15 protein-coding genes and 1 tRNA gene are annotated in these 17,592 nt (G+C 38.8%); 10 read left to right on the top strand and 6 right to left on the bottom strand.

All coding sequences use genetic code 11. The features are described 5' to 3' along the window. Positions 1 to 64: 64 nt before the first annotated feature. From BM308_RS04440 to BM308_RS04430, 3 genes are all read left to right on the top strand, one after another. Positions 65 to 1,276, top strand: coding sequence for a pyridoxal phosphate-dependent aminotransferase (locus BM308_RS04440; RefSeq protein ID WP_074943195.1), 1,212 nt, complete (start codon positions 65 to 67; stop codon positions 1,274 to 1,276). Positions 1,277 to 1,377: 101 nt separating this feature from the next. Next, entirely contained in the window at positions 1,378 to 1,869 is a 492-nt protein-coding gene (locus BM308_RS04435) for a DUF4357 domain-containing protein (RefSeq protein ID WP_074943193.1), read from the top strand. Between the two features lie 16 nt (positions 1,870 to 1,885). Next, positions 1,886 to 3,349: an RsmB/NOP family class I SAM-dependent RNA methyltransferase gene (locus tag BM308_RS04430; protein WP_306705245.1), complete on the top strand. Its 1,464-nt coding sequence runs from the start codon at positions 1,886 to 1,888 to the stop codon at positions 3,347 to 3,349. 75 nt (positions 3,350 to 3,424) lie between these two features. On the opposite strand, the gene BM308_RS04425 is transcribed toward BM308_RS04430, so the two are convergent. Beyond that, complete coding sequence (locus tag BM308_RS04425; RefSeq protein WP_074943192.1) at positions 3,425 to 5,410, bottom strand: DEAD/DEAH box helicase; 1,986 nt, start codon at positions 5,408 to 5,410, stop codon at positions 3,425 to 3,427. A 555-nt stretch (positions 5,411 to 5,965) separates the two neighbouring features. Between BM308_RS04425 and leuA the strand changes: the two genes are divergently transcribed. The 4 genes from leuA to leuD are packed head-to-tail and all read left to right on the top strand — an operon-like array spanning position 5,966 to position 10,695. Further along, a complete protein-coding gene (gene leuA, locus BM308_RS04420) occupies positions 5,966 to 7,531 on the top strand; it encodes a 2-isopropylmalate synthase (RefSeq protein ID WP_074943190.1) in 1,566 nt (521 codons plus the stop codon). A gap of 1 nt (position 7,532) precedes the next feature. Then, positions 7,533 to 8,630, top strand: coding sequence for a 3-isopropylmalate dehydrogenase (gene leuB / locus BM308_RS04415; RefSeq protein WP_074943188.1), 1,098 nt, complete (start codon positions 7,533 to 7,535; stop codon positions 8,628 to 8,630). A 37-nt stretch (positions 8,631 to 8,667) separates the two neighbouring features. Continuing rightward, positions 8,668 to 10,071: a 3-isopropylmalate dehydratase large subunit gene (gene leuC / locus BM308_RS04410; protein WP_074943186.1), complete on the top strand. Its 1,404-nt coding sequence runs from the start codon at positions 8,668 to 8,670 to the stop codon at positions 10,069 to 10,071. Positions 10,072 to 10,080: 9 nt separating this feature from the next. After that, on the top strand, positions 10,081 to 10,695 hold the full coding sequence (gene leuD, locus BM308_RS04405; RefSeq protein ID WP_074943184.1) for a 3-isopropylmalate dehydratase small subunit: 615 nt from the start codon (positions 10,081 to 10,083) through the stop codon (positions 10,693 to 10,695). 42 nt (positions 10,696 to 10,737) lie between these two features. On the opposite strand, the gene BM308_RS04400 is transcribed toward leuD, so the two are convergent. Both BM308_RS04400 and BM308_RS04395 read right to left on the bottom strand, forming a co-directional pair. After that, positions 10,738 to 11,499 (bottom strand): sulfite exporter TauE/SafE family protein, encoded by a 762-nt coding sequence (locus tag BM308_RS04400; RefSeq protein ID WP_074943182.1) that lies wholly within the window; start codon positions 11,497 to 11,499, stop codon positions 10,738 to 10,740. Positions 11,500 to 11,569: 70 nt separating this feature from the next. Next, entirely contained in the window at positions 11,570 to 12,592 is a 1,023-nt protein-coding gene (locus tag BM308_RS04395) for an aldose epimerase family protein (RefSeq protein ID WP_074943180.1), read from the bottom strand. A 234-nt stretch (positions 12,593 to 12,826) separates the two neighbouring features. Here BM308_RS04395 and nfsB point away from each other — a divergent pair, with 234 nt between their 5' ends. Both nfsB and BM308_RS04385 read left to right on the top strand, forming a co-directional pair. Beyond that, entirely contained in the window at positions 12,827 to 13,471 is a 645-nt protein-coding gene (gene nfsB, locus BM308_RS04390; protein ID WP_074943178.1) for an oxygen-insensitive NAD(P)H nitroreductase, read from the top strand. A gap of 8 nt (positions 13,472 to 13,479) precedes the next feature. Beyond that, positions 13,480 to 13,734 carry a TIGR03905 family TSCPD domain-containing protein gene (locus BM308_RS04385; protein WP_074943176.1) on the top strand — a complete coding sequence of 85 codons (255 nt, stop codon included), beginning with the start codon at positions 13,480 to 13,482 and terminating at the stop codon, positions 13,732 to 13,734. Between the two features lie 123 nt (positions 13,735 to 13,857). Here the strand turns inward: BM308_RS04385 and BM308_RS04380 are convergent. Together BM308_RS04380 and lptG are read right to left on the bottom strand one after the other, a co-directional pair. Continuing rightward, positions 13,858 to 13,944 (bottom strand) — tRNA-Leu (locus BM308_RS04380). 162 nt (positions 13,945 to 14,106) lie between these two features. Then, the gene (lptG, locus tag BM308_RS04375) at positions 14,107 to 15,171 is read right to left on the bottom strand and encodes an LPS export ABC transporter permease LptG (protein WP_074943174.1); all 1,065 of its coding nucleotides are present in this window, start codon (positions 15,169 to 15,171) and stop codon (positions 14,107 to 14,109) included. A 403-nt stretch (positions 15,172 to 15,574) separates the two neighbouring features. On the opposite strand from lptG, the gene BM308_RS04370 reads away from it, so the two are divergent. After that, the gene (locus BM308_RS04370) at positions 15,575 to 16,453 is read left to right on the top strand and encodes a helix-turn-helix domain-containing protein (RefSeq protein ID WP_074943172.1); all 879 of its coding nucleotides are present in this window, start codon (positions 15,575 to 15,577) and stop codon (positions 16,451 to 16,453) included. A 40-nt stretch (positions 16,454 to 16,493) separates the two neighbouring features. On the opposite strand, the gene lptF is transcribed toward BM308_RS04370, so the two are convergent. Beyond that, a complete protein-coding gene (gene lptF, locus BM308_RS04365) occupies positions 16,494 to 17,591 on the bottom strand; it encodes an LPS export ABC transporter permease LptF (protein WP_074943170.1) in 1,098 nt (365 codons plus the stop codon). Position 17,592: the final 1 nt, after the last annotated feature.

Raw genomic sequence — 17,592 nt, 5'->3', positions numbered from 1 at the left:
CAGGCTTAATGTTGTAAAATCAAGTTTACTCAAAACCAATAATAACTACGGTGTAAAACTTAATATGAAATTACTACAAAAATCTCACAAACTTGATAATGTTTGTTATGACATCCGAGGAAAAATCCATCAAGAAGCTTTACGAATGGAAGAAGAAGGACAGAGAATCCTTAAATTAAACATCGGTAACACCGCGCCATTTGGTTTTGAGGCGCCAGAAGAAGTAGTCCGCGATGTAATCAGAAATATTCCAAACTCTCAGGGCTACTGCGAATCAAACGGAATTTTCTCTGCCCGTAAGGCCATTGCCCAGTACTATCAGCAAAAAGGCTTAAAGAATGTTGATGCTGATGATATTTTTATTGGAAACGGCGCATCTGAGCTTATCACCATGACAATGAACGCATTGTTAAACAATGGTGATGAAGTTTTAGTTCCAGCACCTGATTATCCTCTATGGACTGCAGCTATCAATCTTGCTGGCGGAAAGGCAGTTCACTACATGTGTGATGAACAGTCAAACTGGTACCCAGATCTTGAGGACATGAAAAAGAAATTAAGCTCAAGAACAGTAGGTATCGTTCTCATAAACCCTAATAATCCGACTGGTGCAGTTTACCCTACTCCAATTCTTCAGGAAATTGTTGAGTTTGCAAGACAGAATGATCTGGTTATTTTTGCAGACGAAATCTACGACAAGATCCTATATGATGATGTTGCCCACAGAAGTATCTGCACCCTTGCAGATGACGTTACAATTGTAACGTTCAATGGTCTTTCAAAGGTATACCGTGCCTGTGGATTCAGAATGGGATGGATTCTGATTACAGGTCCAGAGAAGAGAAACAAGGGCTTTTTGGATGGCATCAAGATCATGATGGCTATGAGATTATGCGCCAATGTTCCTCTGCAGCATGCAATTCAGACAGCACTAGGCGGATACCAGAGTATTAACGAGCTGATTATTCCTGGTGGACGTCTGTATCAGCAAAGAGCTGCAATGTATGAAAGACTGAACTCAATTGATGGTATTTCAGTTGTAAAACCTCACGGTGCATTATACATGTTCCCTAAGCTTGATAAGAAGTTCAATATTAAGGACGATCAGAAATTCGCTATGGATCTGCTACGTCAGGAAAAGATGCTGATTGTTCAGGGAACAGGTTTCAACTGGCCAGAGCCAAACCACTTCAGAATGGTGTTCCTGCCTTCAATTGACATCATCAACGATGCCTGTGACAGACTTGAGCATTTCTTAAAGACTTACCGTCAATAAGCTACGTAATAATCACATTATTAACAGAAGGGACTGCCTATGCAGTCCCTTTTCTATGATAAAATTGTCATAAATAAAGTAATTATAATCAGCATCTATTTATGGCAGAAAAAGAAGTAAGTTTTATAACAGATCTTCAGGGCAAAAAAACACATGCTATTTTGCCTATCAACGTATATAACCAGCTGATTGCCCTGCGTGAGCTTGTAAAAAACACCGCACCTTTGGGAGCTCACGAAATTTATACATTCAGTATCAGAAACATAAGTGCCAAAGGATACCCTGAAGGGACACGAAGCAAACCACATTTTGTGGTATTAAAAGGTTCTCAGGCTGTTCTTCAGCCAGTCGAATCAGTACCACAGAATATAAGCAATATAAGAGAAGATTTGCTTTCTAACGGAACTCTGGAATTAGATCCTGTAAATAACTGTTTTGTTTTTGCAAAAGACCTCAAGTTTAAAAGTGCCAGTGCAGCTGCCGCTATAGTAGCAGGCAATGTGAGAAACGGACTTGACGTATGGTTAAACAGAGAAGGATTTACATTAAAAGAATCTGGTTACGGACTAAAGAAAAACAAGCGTGCTAAATAATAATTGAGAGGTCATTATGACATTTGAAAAGAAAGAAGGCAGAAAAGGTTCTGCAAACTATAAAAACAAAAATAAAACTGTAGCACACTCAAATAATCAAAAGGATAATCAGACCGAATTCAAAAAGGACAAAAAATTCTCTGGAAAAAAGGATTTTGCAAGAAACAGCGATAACAAGAGAGCATCCTTCAAGCCAAGAAATAATGACAAGACAAGATTCAGAGAAGAAAGCAGACTTGCAGATACTCAGGCTCATACAGAACATGTAAAACGCAAAGGTTTTTCTGAATTCCAGCTAAGACTTGTAACTTCAATTCTTGAGGATGTACTGGTAATGCACAACTCTCTGGATAGAGCATATGCATTCTGGTTTAACAAAGTAAAGATTGATCCGGTTGAGCAGGGTTTCCTGATTAAACAGATTAACTTCATGTTCTCAAGATTATCTTTATTTGCTTTTGTTTCAAACCTAAAGAGACCTTCTGATTTTGAACGCCATGTTGGCAGATTAACCTTTGCATACTGTGCTTATAAGGACTGGCCTCTTCCTGAACTTGAGGGAGAAGAAGGATTTGATCGCCGAGGTCTAAAAAAGCGTATTGCCGAGGCAAAAGACGATCCGCTATACAATGACGGATGCCCACTATGGTTACAGGAACTTGGCTATTCTGAACTTAAGGCAAAATGGGACGAGGAGCGTAAAGCATTAGGAGGCGAATCTCATCGCTACATCAGAGCCAACACTATCAAGGGAACTCGTGATGAACTTGCACACAAGCTGACAGAGGAAGGGGTTGTAACCAAATCTGTTGCAGGAGTTCCTCTTGCTTTAGAAGTAACATCTAATTCTGCCCTATTTAGAACAAAAGCTTTTAAGGATGGTTTATTCGAGCAGCAGGATGCAGGTTCTCAGCTTATTGGACAGTTTGTGGACGCAAAGAGCGGAGAGAGAGTTATTGATGCGTGCGCAGGCTCTGGCGGTAAAACCCTTCAGCTGGCAGCATCCATGGAAGGCAAAGGCGTAATCATAGCCATGGATACAGAAGCATGGAAACTTGAAGACCTCAAAAAGAGAGCCAAGAGAGCCGGTGCTTTTAATATTGAACCAAGACTTATTGATTCAACAAAAGTTATCAAGAGAATGGTTGAATCTGCAGATAAGGTGCTTATTGATGCTCCATGTTCAGGAACAGGTGTAATCAGAAGAATGCCTGATTCAAAATGGAGAGATGGTCGCGAACACCTAAAAGAGCTTCGTGATATTCAGGCGGATATTCTTGAAAGATATAGCAAAATGGCTAAGATTGGAGGTTTTGTGGTTTATTCTACATGCTCCATTATGCCATCTGAGAATGAAAAGCAGATTGAAAAATTCCTTGAAAACAATCAGGGTAAATTTGAGCTTGTGGAAGATAAACACATCATGCCTTCATCAGGTTTCGATGGATTCTACATGGCAAAGCTAAAGAGAATCGGTTAGAAAAAAGGCCTTACGGCCTTTTAAGTTCATAAAAAATCCCACTAATGTGGGATTTTTTATAGCTGATTCTTGGAGTTAGAATCCCTCTCTTCTTCCTGAGAATGATGATCTGAATCCTGATTTAGAGCCTTTATCGCCACGCTTTAAACGGCCTTTATCAGAACCAAAGTCTAAGCGTTCTCTTCTATCAGAACGACCGCCTCTTGAGCCCCCTTCAAACTTTCTGAAATCTCTTCCAGAATGCTGTCCCTGACGATCAAACTTATCATCGCCAAAACGACCGCCCTTTCTATTTCTATCTCTGCCGCCACGGGAACGTGGTGGTTCAGCTGTATATAAACGAAGATCTAATGGTCTGCCGCAAACTCTTGCCTGAGCAAGAATATGCATGGTGTCCTTTGGCATACCGTCTGGAAGATCAACAGTAGTAAAGGTATCAAAAATTGAGATTTCACCGATAAACTTAGACTCGATGTTACCCTCATTAGCAATTGCTCCAACGATCTGGCCTGGCTTTACACCATCCTTTCGACCAACAGCAACTCTGAAGCGAACCATTGCCATTTCAGGATATTCGCGTAGAGGAGCAGCCTCAGCTGAAGGCAGACCTCTTCTCTGACCTCTTTCCTGATAATTATCATCATCAAAGGTTCTCATACGAGGCTCTGGCTTGGAATCATCTAAAAGCAGAGTTCCATCTTTCTGAACCATCTTGGCAAGTGCGGCACAAAGAGTTTCTACTTCGATTGAATCATCTGACAGCAGCTCTGAAATAACCTCTTCGTACATCTCTAGATTTCCCTCGGCAATGGTCTCCATTACCTGATTCTTGAAGTTCTCAAGACGGGCCTTGTTAACATCTGCAACAGAAGGCATCTGCATAGGTTCAATCTTCTGACCGGTTACTCTTTCAATTAAACGAAGAGCTCTTCTCTCACGAGGAGATACGAACAGAATAGCCTCACCGGTTCTGCCGGCACGACCGGTTCTACCGATACGGTGAACATATGATTCTGCATCATAAGGAATATCGTAGTTAAATACGTGGGTAATTCTATCTACATCCAGACCACGAGCAGCAACGTCAGTTGCAATGATGATATCAAGATGACCAGCCTTCAGTCTGTCAATAATCTTCTCACGCTGACGCTGAGGAATATCGCCATGCAGTGCAGCACATGCAAGACCGCGAGCCATAAGCTTGTTTGAAACATCCTCGGCATCGGTTTTGGTTCTAACGAACACGATTACAGCATCGTAATTCTCTACCTCAAGAATACGGGTCATTGCATCAATCTTATGAGCGCCAGATGCAATCCAGTATCTCTGATGAACAGTCGTTGCGGTAGTAGTCTTTGACTCAATTCTTACATCAACAGGATCGGTTAAATGATTTTTTGCAATCTTTGCAATAACAGGAGGCATGGTTGCAGAAAACAGCACTGTCTGTCTTGAATCTGGAGTATTGCTTAAAATCCAGTCCACATCATCGATAAAGCCCATTCTAAGCATTTCGTCAGCTTCATCAATAACCATAAATGAAAGGTTAGACAGATCGACCTTGCCTCTCTCGATCAGATCAATAAGACGACCAGGGGTTGCAACAACAACCTGAGCACCGTGTCTTAAGGTTCTGATCTGATTCTCATAGGAAGCACCACCGTAAATAGGTGCAACTCTGAAATCCTTAATGTACTTTGAAAAACTCTGACAGGCTTCAGCTGACTGAATAGCAAGCTCACGGGTAGGCTCAAGAATTAAAGCCTGAATACAGTTTCTCTTACAGTCAATTCTGGAAAGAATTGGCAGAGAGAAAGCTGCTGTTTTTCCGGTACCGGTCTGAGCCTGACCAATCATATCTTTTCCAGATAGAACAACTGGGATTGACCTTTCCTGAATTGGGGTAGGAGACTCAAATCCTAGGTCGTGTACAGCATGAAGAACTTCTTTACTTAAGCCTAAATCGTCAAATGTAACGATTGCCTCTTCAGACTGTGAAACCAATAAACTCTCTTCGCCACCAACAGTAGTAGCGACATTTTTTTCAATTAACTCTGACATTTTTGCTCCGATAAAAGAGGAGCGTCCCTTCTTAACGATATGATCTATATGACCTATAGATTAATTAATCTGAAAATACTATACAGACACACATAAATGAGCCAAAAACCCGCGGCTCAAGAAAAGAAAAATAGACACGCCTCAAAACTAATCGTGCAATTATACTTAAAATGTGATCTATATTGCAATATTTTATTTATTTAATTATACAAAACTAGCTTACTCTTTGATATTTCAAACCAAACTCCCCAAGTATTTTTAAAAATTACAAAACAATTAACTTTTGTATACGACCATCCAATTTTAATTTTTCATTGTTTTTTTTACAAAATCATAGCATTTTGCAATCATAAAACTGCACTAAAATATTACATATTTATTTTATATTGTATTTTATTTATTCTATTTTTCAGGTAGTTAGTATATATTTATTTATAATTTTGCAATTTATTTTTGAATTGCAACTCTCTAGTGTTATGATGTCAAAAATACGATACATTGTTTAATCTATTTTTTTACAAAACAATACGGTTTTGCAAAATAAGGAACGGTAATATGGGAACTTCAGATAAAAACCGAGTCATTATTTTTGATACCACACTAAGAGATGGTGAACAGGCACTTCAGCAGTCTCTTACATCAAAACAGAAACTCCAGATTGCATTATGTCTTGAGCAGCTTGGAGTTGACGTTATTGAGGCAGGATTCCCGATTTCCTCACCAGGAGACCTTCAGTCCGTAAGAGAAATCGGTCTGGCCGTAAAAAACTCTACAGTCTGTGGACTATCCCGAGCGCTTGATAAAGACATTGATGCCTGTTATGAAGCTCTCCATGAAACTGATCATTATCGAATCCATACCTTTATAGCCACATCAGATGTTCACGTAAAAGACAAACTGAAAAAAGGCTTTGACGATGTCGTAGAAATGGCGGTAAGAGCAGTTAAAAGAGCCCGAAACTACACAGATGATGTTGAGTTCTCATGTGAGGATGCAGGTAGAACTCCTATAGATCACCTTTGCCGAATGGTAGAAAATGCAATCAAGGCAGGAGCCACTACCATTAACATTCCTGATACTGTAGGCTACACTCTGCCTTATGAGTTCGGTGGCATTATAAAGACTCTATTCAACCGAGTTCCAAATATCGACAAAGCTACAATCTCCGTTCACTGCCACAACGATCTTGGTATGGCAACTGCAAATTCTCTTTCAGCTGTAATGGAAGGAGCCCGTCAGATCGAGTGTACCGTAAACGGACTAGGAGAGAGAGCCGGAAATACCTCATTAGAAGAGGTTGTAATGGCAATGAAGCTTCGTGAGCAGTACATGAAAGGTGTTTACACCAACATTGTGACCGAAAATATAGCCAGAGCCTCTCAGGTTGTTTCAGGTATTACCAATGAACCAGTACCAAGCCACAAGGCTATTGTCGGTTCAAACGCCTTTGCCCACAGCTCTGGAATCCATCAGGACGGTGTACTCAAGAACAAGAGCACCTATGAAATTCTTACCCCTCAGAGTGTTGGATTTAAGGAAAACAACATGCATATGACAGCCCGCTCAGGCAGACATATGATCAAGGCAGTTCTAGAAAAACTTGGCTATAGAGAGAATTCATACAACCTTGATGATGTTTATGCACGATTCCTGAAACTTGCTGACAGAAAAGGTCAGGTATTTGATTATGATCTTGAAGCTTTGCTGTTCCTTTCCCACGAACAGGAAGAAGAATCTCAATTTGAACTGGATAACCTTACTGTACTTTCCGGAGGAAAAAATATCATTCCTACAGCAACCGTAAGACTTAAGATTGGCAAGAGAACCCGTACCGATTCTGGTACAGGCAATGGTCCTATTGATGCAGTATTCAACTGTATTGCAAGACTTACCGGCATTAAGCTTCAGCTTGATAATTTTGTAATTTCGGCAAAAGGCTCGGGTATGAATGCGCAGGGTCAGGTGGACGTGGACGTTATTTACGATGGCGGTCATTACCACGGCAAAGGACTTTCAACCGATGTTATTGAGTCATCTGCTCTGGCACTAATTTCAGCATGTAACAGTATCTACAGAGCCCAGCTTGTTAAAGAAGAAAAGAATGAAAAGGAGAACGTATAAAATGGCTAACAATTATAAGATTGCAGTTTTGGCTGGTGACGGAATTGGTCCTGAGGTAATGGCAGAAGCATTAAAGGTTCTTGATGTTGTACAGAAAAAATTCGGCTTTACTCTTGAATACAAAAAGGAACTGGTTGGAGGATGTGCCATTGATGAATGTGGAACTCCTCTTCCAGAACAGACTATGGCTGCCTGTAAATGGGCTGATGCGATCCTGTTTGGTTCTGTAGGAGGTCCTAAATGGAATCACCTTCCAAATTCTCAAAGACCAGAGGCTGGAGCCCTGCTTCCTTTAAGAAAAGAATTCTCCCTCTTCTGTAATTTCAGACCAGCAAAGATTTATCAGGGTCTAGGTTCTCTATCACCTCTTAGAGCTGATATAGCAATGCGCGGATTTGATATGCTCTGTGTTCGAGAGCTGACAGGAGGCATTTATTTTGGTCAGCCAAAAGGCCGTGAAGGTACAGGACCACAGGAAAAAGCTTTTGATACTGAGATCTATCATCGTTTTGAGATCGAACGTATTGCAAAAATCGCTTTTGAGGCTGCACGTCTGAGAAGAAAGAAAGTTACCTCTGTAGATAAGTCAAATGTTCTTCAGAGTTCTGTTCTATGGAGAGAGGTAGTTAATGAGATAGCTAAAGACTATCCGGATGTTGAGCTTGAACATATCTATGTAGACAACGCCACCATGCAGCTTGTAAAAGCTCCATCTCAGTTTGATGTAATGCTATGTTCAAATATGTTTGGCGATATTCTTTCTGATGAATGCGCGATGATAACCGGCTCAATGGGTATGCTGCCATCCGCTTCTCTAGGCGAAGGCGGTTTTGGTCTATATGAGCCTGCAGGTGGTTCTGCTCCTGATATTGCAGGAAAGAATATTGCAAATCCTGTAGCACAGATCCTCTCTGCAGCCCTTATGTTACGTTATTCACTCAAGGAATATGACGCTGCGCAATGTATTGAAGATGCCGTTGCCAAGGTACTTAAGAACGGTTATCTGACTACAGATTTAATGGAAAGCGGAGCTTCACCATATCCAGCACAGTCAACCTCAGATATGGGCGACAGAATTGTCGAAGAAATAAACAGATAAGCTCTTATAAAGAAATTAGAACACATAGGTTTTTAAAATGGGAAAGACACTTTATCAGAAGGTTTATGACAGCCATATTGTCTTTGAACAGAAAGGCGAGTTACCAACCTTATATATTGACAGACAGCTTGTTCACGAAGTTACATCTCCTCAGGCCTTCTCAGGAATAGAAAACTCTGGCAGAAAACTTCACAGACCTGATTTACATCTGGCAACCATGGATCATGATATCTCCACACGAGAACAGTCCATCGAAGCATGTTCTCCAATGGCCCAGGAACAGATCCGAGCCCTAATAAGAAACACAGAAAAGTTCGGTGTAAAATTCTTTGGCTTTGGAGATGATAATCAGGGTGTTGTCCATATCATCGGACCACAGACAGGCTTTACCCTGCCAGGTACCACACTGGTATGCGGAGATTCCCATACAGCAACTCACGGTGCATTCGGAGCTTTGGCCTTTGGTATCGGAACCTCAGAAGTTGAGCATGTCATGGCAACCCAGACCTTGAAACAGGGACGTCTTAAAACCATGAAGATTAACTGTAAGGGCACTCTTAAAAAAGGCGTATATGCAAAAGATCTGATACTTGCCATCATTGCCAAACTTACCACTGCAGGAGGAACCGGATATGCAGTTGAATTCTGCGGTGAGGCTGTAAGAGCTTTATCCATGGAAGGAAGAATGACACTTTCCAACATGGCCATTGAATTTGGAGCTAAAGCAGGCATGATTGCTCCAGATGAAACAACTTTTGAATATCTTAAGGGAAGAATGTTCTCTCCTAAAGGAGATGAATTTGATAAGGCGGTTGAGTACTGGAAGACTTTAAAATCAGATGATGATGCAGTATTTGACAAAGAGGTAACCATTGAGGCATCAGAGCTTGAACCATTTGTAACCTGGGGAACAAATCCTGGTCAGGGATCCCCTATCACTTCAACTGTACCTTATCCTGCTGATTACTCCGATCAGGTTGTAGCAAAATCCTGTAAAGATGCCCTTGATTATATCGGACTGAAAAGCGGAGATAAGCTCATAGGAACTCCTGTTGACTACGTCTTTATAGGCTCATGTACAAATGGAAGACTTGAGGATTTCAGAGAAGCAGCAAAAGTCCTAAAAGGACATAAGATTGCAAAAAACATTCAGCTTGCTATTGCTGTTCCAGGATCTGGATGGGTTAAACGTCAGGCAGAAGCAGAAGGGCTTGATAAAATCTTTATCGAGGCTGGATTTGAGTGGAGACAACCAGGATGTTCGATGTGTCTTGCCATGAACGATGATAAAGCCCCTTCAGGAATTCGTGTAGCTTCTACCTCAAACCGAAACTTCGTAGGTAGACAGGGTAAGGGTTCTAAGACCCATCTTATGAGTCCTGCAACCGCTGCGGCATGTGCTATTAAAGGTACATTGGCTGACGTAAGAGAATTTATCTAGGAGGAAGATATGCAGAAATTTACAGTTCATACCGGCGTTGCAGTTCCACTAGACTCAGCAAATATTGATACTGACCAGATTATTCCTAAGCAATTTCTTCTAGCTGTGGACAGAAATGGCTTTGGAGCACATCTTTTCCACGACTGGCGATACCTTGATGACGAGGAAAAACAGCCTAATCCAGAATTTAATCTGAATAAGCCAGAATTTAAAGGTGCAACTATTCTGGTTGCAAGAGACAACTTTGGAAATGGATCTTCAAGAGAACATGCGCCATGGGCTCTGATGGGATATGGTTTTAGAGCTGTTATAGCTCCTTCATTTGCAGATATTTTCTACAACAACTCTCTGGGAAATGGACTTCTGCCACTGAAACTGACAGCACAGGAGGTGGATGAGATATTTAAGGTTCTTCAAAAGAAACCAGGAACAGAAATAACCATCTCGCTTGAGGATATGACAGTTACATGTGGAGAGCTACACTTTTCATTTGAGCTAGATCCTTTCCGCAGACACTGTATGTTGGAAGGTTTGGATGCTATTTCTCTAACCCTGCAGCATGAAAAGGAAATCAGCGAATACGAGTCAAGAATGCCAGTATGGATGGCTCACGGAACCAAGTAGAACAACTCTTAATTCAGCACCTCATCTGGTGCTGAATTTCTATTAGAGAAAATCCCAGCAGAGCCTGGCTTCAAATAGAATAATTACAAATAGCATTATCAGCTTTGTTCCCTTCATTCCCTTTCTTACAAAGAACGAACAGCCGACATAATTTCCTGCAATATTAAACAGGCCTGCAATAAATCCCATATATAAAATAACGGAACCGTGGCTTACAAACACAGATAAAGCCGCTATATTAGTGGTCAGATTAATAGCCTTCGTCAAACCGTTGGCATTCTGCACAGAATACTTTGCAAAAGAACAGAAGCCAAGCAAAAGAAACGTTCCTGTACCAGGACCATAGATTCCATCGTAAATACCCACAAAGAAAGCAATAGCAGCACAGGTTGAGATTACATACAGTCTGCTGTATTTGCTCTGATCTGGCTCACCAAACTTTCGATATCTTAAAAGATAAAAAGCGGTTAAAGGCAGAATAACCATGATAGTTATCTTAAGAACCATATCGGAGATCCACAAAGCTAGTTCGGCTCCGATGGATGATCCAAGAATAGCAAAAATAACTGCAACAGCAGCATCTTTATATCGGATATAACCAAGTTTTGCGTATCGTAAAGTCGCAAGAAAGGTACCCATGGTGCTTGAGAGCTTGTTTGTTCCCAAAGCCAGATGAGGAGGAAGTCCAGATAAAAGATATGCAGGAAGAGATATAAATCCGCCACCGCCTCCGACTGCATCAATAAATCCAGCCAGAAAAACGAGAGGACAGACAATAATAAAGAAATATATGTCTAAAACCATTTTTTACCTCAGTCTTAGGCATACATTTTACAGGATCTACAGTTGGATATAGATCCTGCATACATAAAAATTAGCTGAATTTATAAATAATTGACTTAACCAGAGGCTTCTCTGGAGTAACAACTGGATTTAAATCAGCAAACTGTGGAAGATGAGGACAGTCAGGGTAGAACTCAGGTTCAATGCATACAGCACACTGATCCTTGTAAATTAAGCCGTTATCTCTTGCCTTGATTGCACTATCGCCCTGATTTACATAATTTCCGGTATACATTTGGAATGCTGGATAATCAGTAAACATTTCAAGAGAAAGCTTTCTGTCATCAGATGTAAGCTTAATGAAAGGCTTGTTTAAGTCACCTTTAATCAGGAATGGATGGTCATAACCTAAAGCAGCAGTCATCTGATCATCTTTTCTGAAATCACGAGCTAAGGTTTTCTCTGAGGTGAAATCGAAAGCTCCACCTGCAACTTTTCTTACTTCTCCGGTAGGAATTGAGGTGTCATCTAATGGAAGAAATTCTGTTGAATCCATCTTAACAGTATGATTTAGAACAGAACTGTTAACACCGTTCAGATTAAAATAGGCATGATTAGTGATACATGCATAGCACTTGGCATCACACTTTCCAACGTATTCAATCTTCAGTTCATTCTCCTCTGAGACTGTATAAACTACAGTTAGATCGAAATTACCAGGGAACCCCATATCTCCGTCAGGAGAATGCAGAGTATAGGTTAATGAGCTTGCAGATTTTGACTGCAGAGTGAAACGTCTCTTGTCAAAGCCATCAACACCACCATGAAGACAGTGTTTTGCACCTGAGTTTAACTTATACTTCTTACCGTCAATTTCAAATTCTGAATTTGCAATTCTATTTGCAAATCTTCCAATAGTTGCGTTAAAGAAGCAGCTCTGTTTTGACCAGTCAGCAGGATCCTCAAGACCTAATACAACTTCTCTTGAAGACTCACCCTTTACAGGAACCTTACAGGAGATGATGGTTGCACCCCAGTCCATTACGGTAACAGACATGCCCTTAGAATTTGAGATTGTTTCCAGATTTGGATTAACTGAATACTGTTCGCTCATTTTGTATTCCTTATAATACTGTCTAATTATTGTGAATATTTTTATATTCTTTTTTTACATACAGAATGCATTATAAACAGAAAACTTCTAATTTATGTAAACGTTTACAATAAATAGTGATACGCATCAAAAAAACTAATAATTTCTCTCAAGATACAATAATTATTTACCAATTTTTTGTAATAAAATATCAAAAATATTAATAAAGAAATGCAATCAACTTTGGAGATAATTATGGATTTTCTTGATATTTCAAAGCAACGCTACACAACAAAACACTACAATCCAACAAGAAAAATTTCAGATAAAGATATGAAGGATTTGCTGGAAGTGCTCAGACTGGCCCCTTCTGCAGTAAATATTCAGCCATGGCATTTCTACGTAGGTTCTACACAAAATGCGAAAGAAAAAATTCTACCAGCGATTCCTGACTTCAATATTCCAAGGATTCAGGATTGTTCCCATTTTGTTGTGCTCTGTTCTAAAACTAAAATGACCGATCAGGAGTTAAGTGCAATTACACAAAAAGAAGATAAGGATGGAAGATACCCTAAGTCAGAAATCAGAGACACTGTAGATTCTCACAGAAAAATTTTTGCACATATGCATGAGGACCAAGGGGATTTCTCGCAATGGACCGCTAAGCAGACCTATATTGCAATGAGTGCTCTTCTATATGCAGCAGCCTCAAAGGGAATTGACAGTACTCCAATCGAAGGAATGGACTTTGATAAGACAGATGATATTCTTAATCTGAAGAATAAGAACTTAAAATCTGTTATGATCGTCGCTCTGGGTTATCGAGCAGACAACGATTCTAATGCCGATAGACCAAAATCACGATTAAATTCTGATGAAGTTTTTTCATCAATTGATTAGGTATATAAATGTTTGAATACACAACTCACGGCACCTGCTGTAAGAAGATCTTTGTTCAACTAAATGGAAATACAATTGAAGATGTAAATTTTCTTGGTGGTTGCGATGGTAATCTTAAAGCAATCCGCAGACTTGTTCTAGGCAAGAATGCGAAGGAAATAATTGAATTGTTAAGAGGGAATGAATGCAGAAACAAGGGAACCTCATGTGCAGATCAGCTGACATATGCCCTTGAGGAAGCCTTAAAGACAAGCACAAACTAATCCTTTCCCAAAAGGGCCGTATTATGGACGATATTGAGATTCTCTTATCGTCCAACCTTCCATGAAACACAATTCATCTTACTGAATACAAAAGAATTCTAGCTTAGAGAAAATTATTAGATTTGGTGCCGAAGATGGGACTCGAACCCATACGCTTTTAAGGGCGGCGGATTTTGAATCCGCTGCGTCTACCAATTCCGCCACTTCGGCATGAAGATTTGAAAATTTGATAGGTAGTACTAAGTAACTCGCTAATATTACATTAAAAATTCAGCTATTTCAATAAAAATCTGAGCATTTGCTCTCTTCATTGATCATATGGAAATAGCTTGAATTCAAACAAAACCAAATGATAGTTATATTAACAGTGAATTAGGTCTTTCTCTTCAACAGGTATACAGCAAGAGCTAAAAAAACGGCAGACGCAAAGGTTGCGCCTATAATTGGGGGAACACCGTAAACAATTGAGAATGGCGCTACAATCTGGTTTAAAACATAATAACCAAATCCCAACGCAATACCGGACAGAATTCTTGTTCCCATATTCATTGATCTTAATGGACCAAAGATTGTTGATAAAGCCAATAGAAGCATTACCAGCATAATAACAGGAGCTAGGAGCTTATTATAAAAAGAAAGACGATATCGCGATGAATCAACACCGTTCTGCTCAATATAGTTTATGTAATCGTGTAGTTGTATGGCAGAAAGTTTATCTGAGATTTCATTCAGGATCTCAATTCGTTCAAGATTTACTCTTAAAGGCCAATTCTGGTTTTTATATTTATTATAAACAACCCCATCATCGTTAATAATCTGCTCAACCACATCTTCCATAACCCAGTGGTTATCAACATAATTACCAGTTAAAGCTGTTGCAAAGGATTTTAATTTTGTACCTTCATATTCATATTTAGATACACCTGCAATAGTTTTTCTATTTACCATTGCACTGACACTGATAAAAATATTGCCCTCTTTAATCCAAGCTCCACTTGTTGTAAAAGCGAGACCTGTTCCAGATGAACGACGGTAATACTCTCCCTCAGCAAACTTATCCAATTTTGGAACAAATGTTTCTGACAAAAAAACAACAACTAAAATTAAAGGGATTAAACTTTTAAAGCAGGATATACCAATACTTAGTTTAGATAAGCCAATGGACTGAATAATAATAATCTCAGAATTTCTTGCCATCATACCCAGTCCAATAACTCCGCCAATAAGAATTGAGACAGGGAAAAACTGAACAAAAACAATCGGGAATCTATAGCAGGTATATAAAAGGACAAAACCAAAATCAATATCACCTCTGCCGATAAATCTTAATGAATCAACAAGATTAATAAGACTAGCAAACAGAGCTAAGCAGACTGAAACAAATAATACAGAAAAAACTATATTTTTTCCGATGTATCTATCTAATATTCCGTACATAAAATCATTCCATGCAAAAACTGATTTAATTCTACCATACAAGCAATATTAAGATATTGAACAGTCATAATTATGATGGTTTTAAAAATATTCACTTTTAATTTTATTGTTGTTATATATTTCAAAATAAATTGAACAGATTAACGCAATTTGTACAGTAAAAATATAAAAAAAGTAACAATAAGATAATATCTTTAACAAATATTTACATTTTTAGATTATGAATAATTCTTAAAAAAAAGCCATTTTATAAAAGAGTAAAAATTTATTTAACCCAAAATGCGACAATATTCATAATAATGAATATAAAAAAACACCTTTTGTAAAAAATTCTAAAAATCCATGCAGCATTGTTTTATAATTTGTCACATAAATGGACAAGTAATTATAAAGAAAATAAAAAATGACACTAAAATTACCAATTGCTTTAAAAGAACGAACAATTGATTCACCATTCACCTATTTCCGCTATGACAGTGATGAGGACGATTTTGTCGTACCTTTTCATTATCATGAGGGGCAGCAGATTTTCAGAGTTATCGAAGGAAGTGTGAGTATTTCCATTAACTCAAATCCTTTCGTACTGAAAAAAGGAGACTTTGCTATTGTTCCGGAAAACTGTGTACATGCACTATATCCGCTAGAAAAAGGAACAAAGTTCGAGTCTGTAGCTTTCAGCTTAAGAGAACTTTTTGACCTCAGTCAGAGTCATTATTCTCTTATTAAGAAAATCATTACCCATCAGATTGAGATCAGTCTTTACTACAGTTATCAAGATAATAAAACAGTAACTGCTATTGCAGAAGAATTAACCAAAGCAGTCAACTCCAATGAAATGTGTTCTGGAATTATTGCCACAGCAAAGGTATTAGAACTGTTCGGAGAAGCAACAAAATTAAGCAGCTGCAAGATTTACGATAGAGATCTAATAAACAGATATTACAAGTACTACATTAAGTCTACTGTTATCTACAAGTACATATGTGATAACTACCGTAGAGAAGTGACGCTTGAAGAGTTGGCAAATGCAGTTGAGTTATCAGAGAAGTATTTCTGCAAATTCTTTAAGGAACTAACAGATCTTAGACCTATGGAATTTGTGAATATGTTCAGAATTGAAGCCGCAGCAATTGAACTTGCAATTTCTACAGACAGTATCAACGAAGTGGCTTCAAGATGTGGCTTTAAAGATCCTTGCTACTTCACTAAGTTGTTCAGAAGATTCAAGGGAGCATCTCCAAGAGATTTTAGAGAAAGCATCCCAAATCATTTTGAAAAATAAATTACGACAACTATCCTTATAGGCGACTTTACAGTCGCCTTTATTTATTTCTTTTTCTTATTAAAAAGTTACGGTCAATATTCAAAGGAATCAGAACAAAGATCGTAAATATCAGTGGAACAATATACATTCCTGGATATAAAGGGAACTTTTCAGAATTTAAAAGATTTCTAACAGATAAAAGAGCCAAGTAGTAACATACGAAAAGGATGATTGCAGGGCCTAATCTTGCAAATTTTCCCTGTCTAGGGTTAATCATTGACAAAGGAACCGCCATAATTGAAAAAATAAAGCACGCAAAAATGGGAGCAATTCTCCACTGCAATTCAATCTTTGCTGCATTTGACACAGACTTAATGAGGTCAATAGTAGGAATACTCTCAAGAGAATCATCTATAGCATCTTCATCTGATTCATATGGAACAGGAATAGACAAGGTATTGAAATCAACCTTTTCTAATTCAGCTGAAAGTCCATCTGACCTATAAAGAGAACCTTTTTCCAAAACAATCCATTGAGTTCCACTTCTATCCTTTGACATGTGTCCTGATGTTGCATTCAGGAATTCAAAGTCAGTAGAGAAAAGAGCTTTGGATTTTAATGTCCTAATAACAAAAACCTGACCAAGCTGTTTCTCTCCATTCATATCATTAACATCGTGAATATATATAGTGTAATCACCAAAATCAGTAAATTTTCCACTTTCAATCGGTAAATACCTAGGGTTATTCTTTGAAGAATCAGAAAGCGCATTCTTAGCCAGATTTGATGTTGGCATAAAATACAAGCAATTCAATGCAGTCACAGTTGCTGTTATTAAAGAAAGTACCATGCAAATCTTCATGAAAGACACACCAGAAAGGCCGCATGAACGCATTACCACCATTTCCGAGTCAGAAGACATTCTTGATAGAGAGACAATGATTCCGACATAAAGACTCATTGGCAAAAGAATAAAGCCAATGGATGGTAATGAGTAAATAATCATCTCAGAAACAACTCCAATAGGAATACTTCCAGTTGCAGCCTGACCTAAGATCTTAATAACTGTCTGGCAAAGAAATACAGAAAGCAGAACCACAAGCGTTACAGTCTGTACCTTCAGAATATCTTTAAATATGTATTGTTTTATTATCAAA

Source organism: Succinivibrio dextrinosolvens, assembly GCF_900116345.1.
Lineage (GTDB): Bacteria > Pseudomonadota > Gammaproteobacteria > Enterobacterales > Succinivibrionaceae > Succinivibrio > Succinivibrio dextrinosolvens_B.
This window is presented reverse-complemented; position numbering and strand designations above follow the sequence as displayed.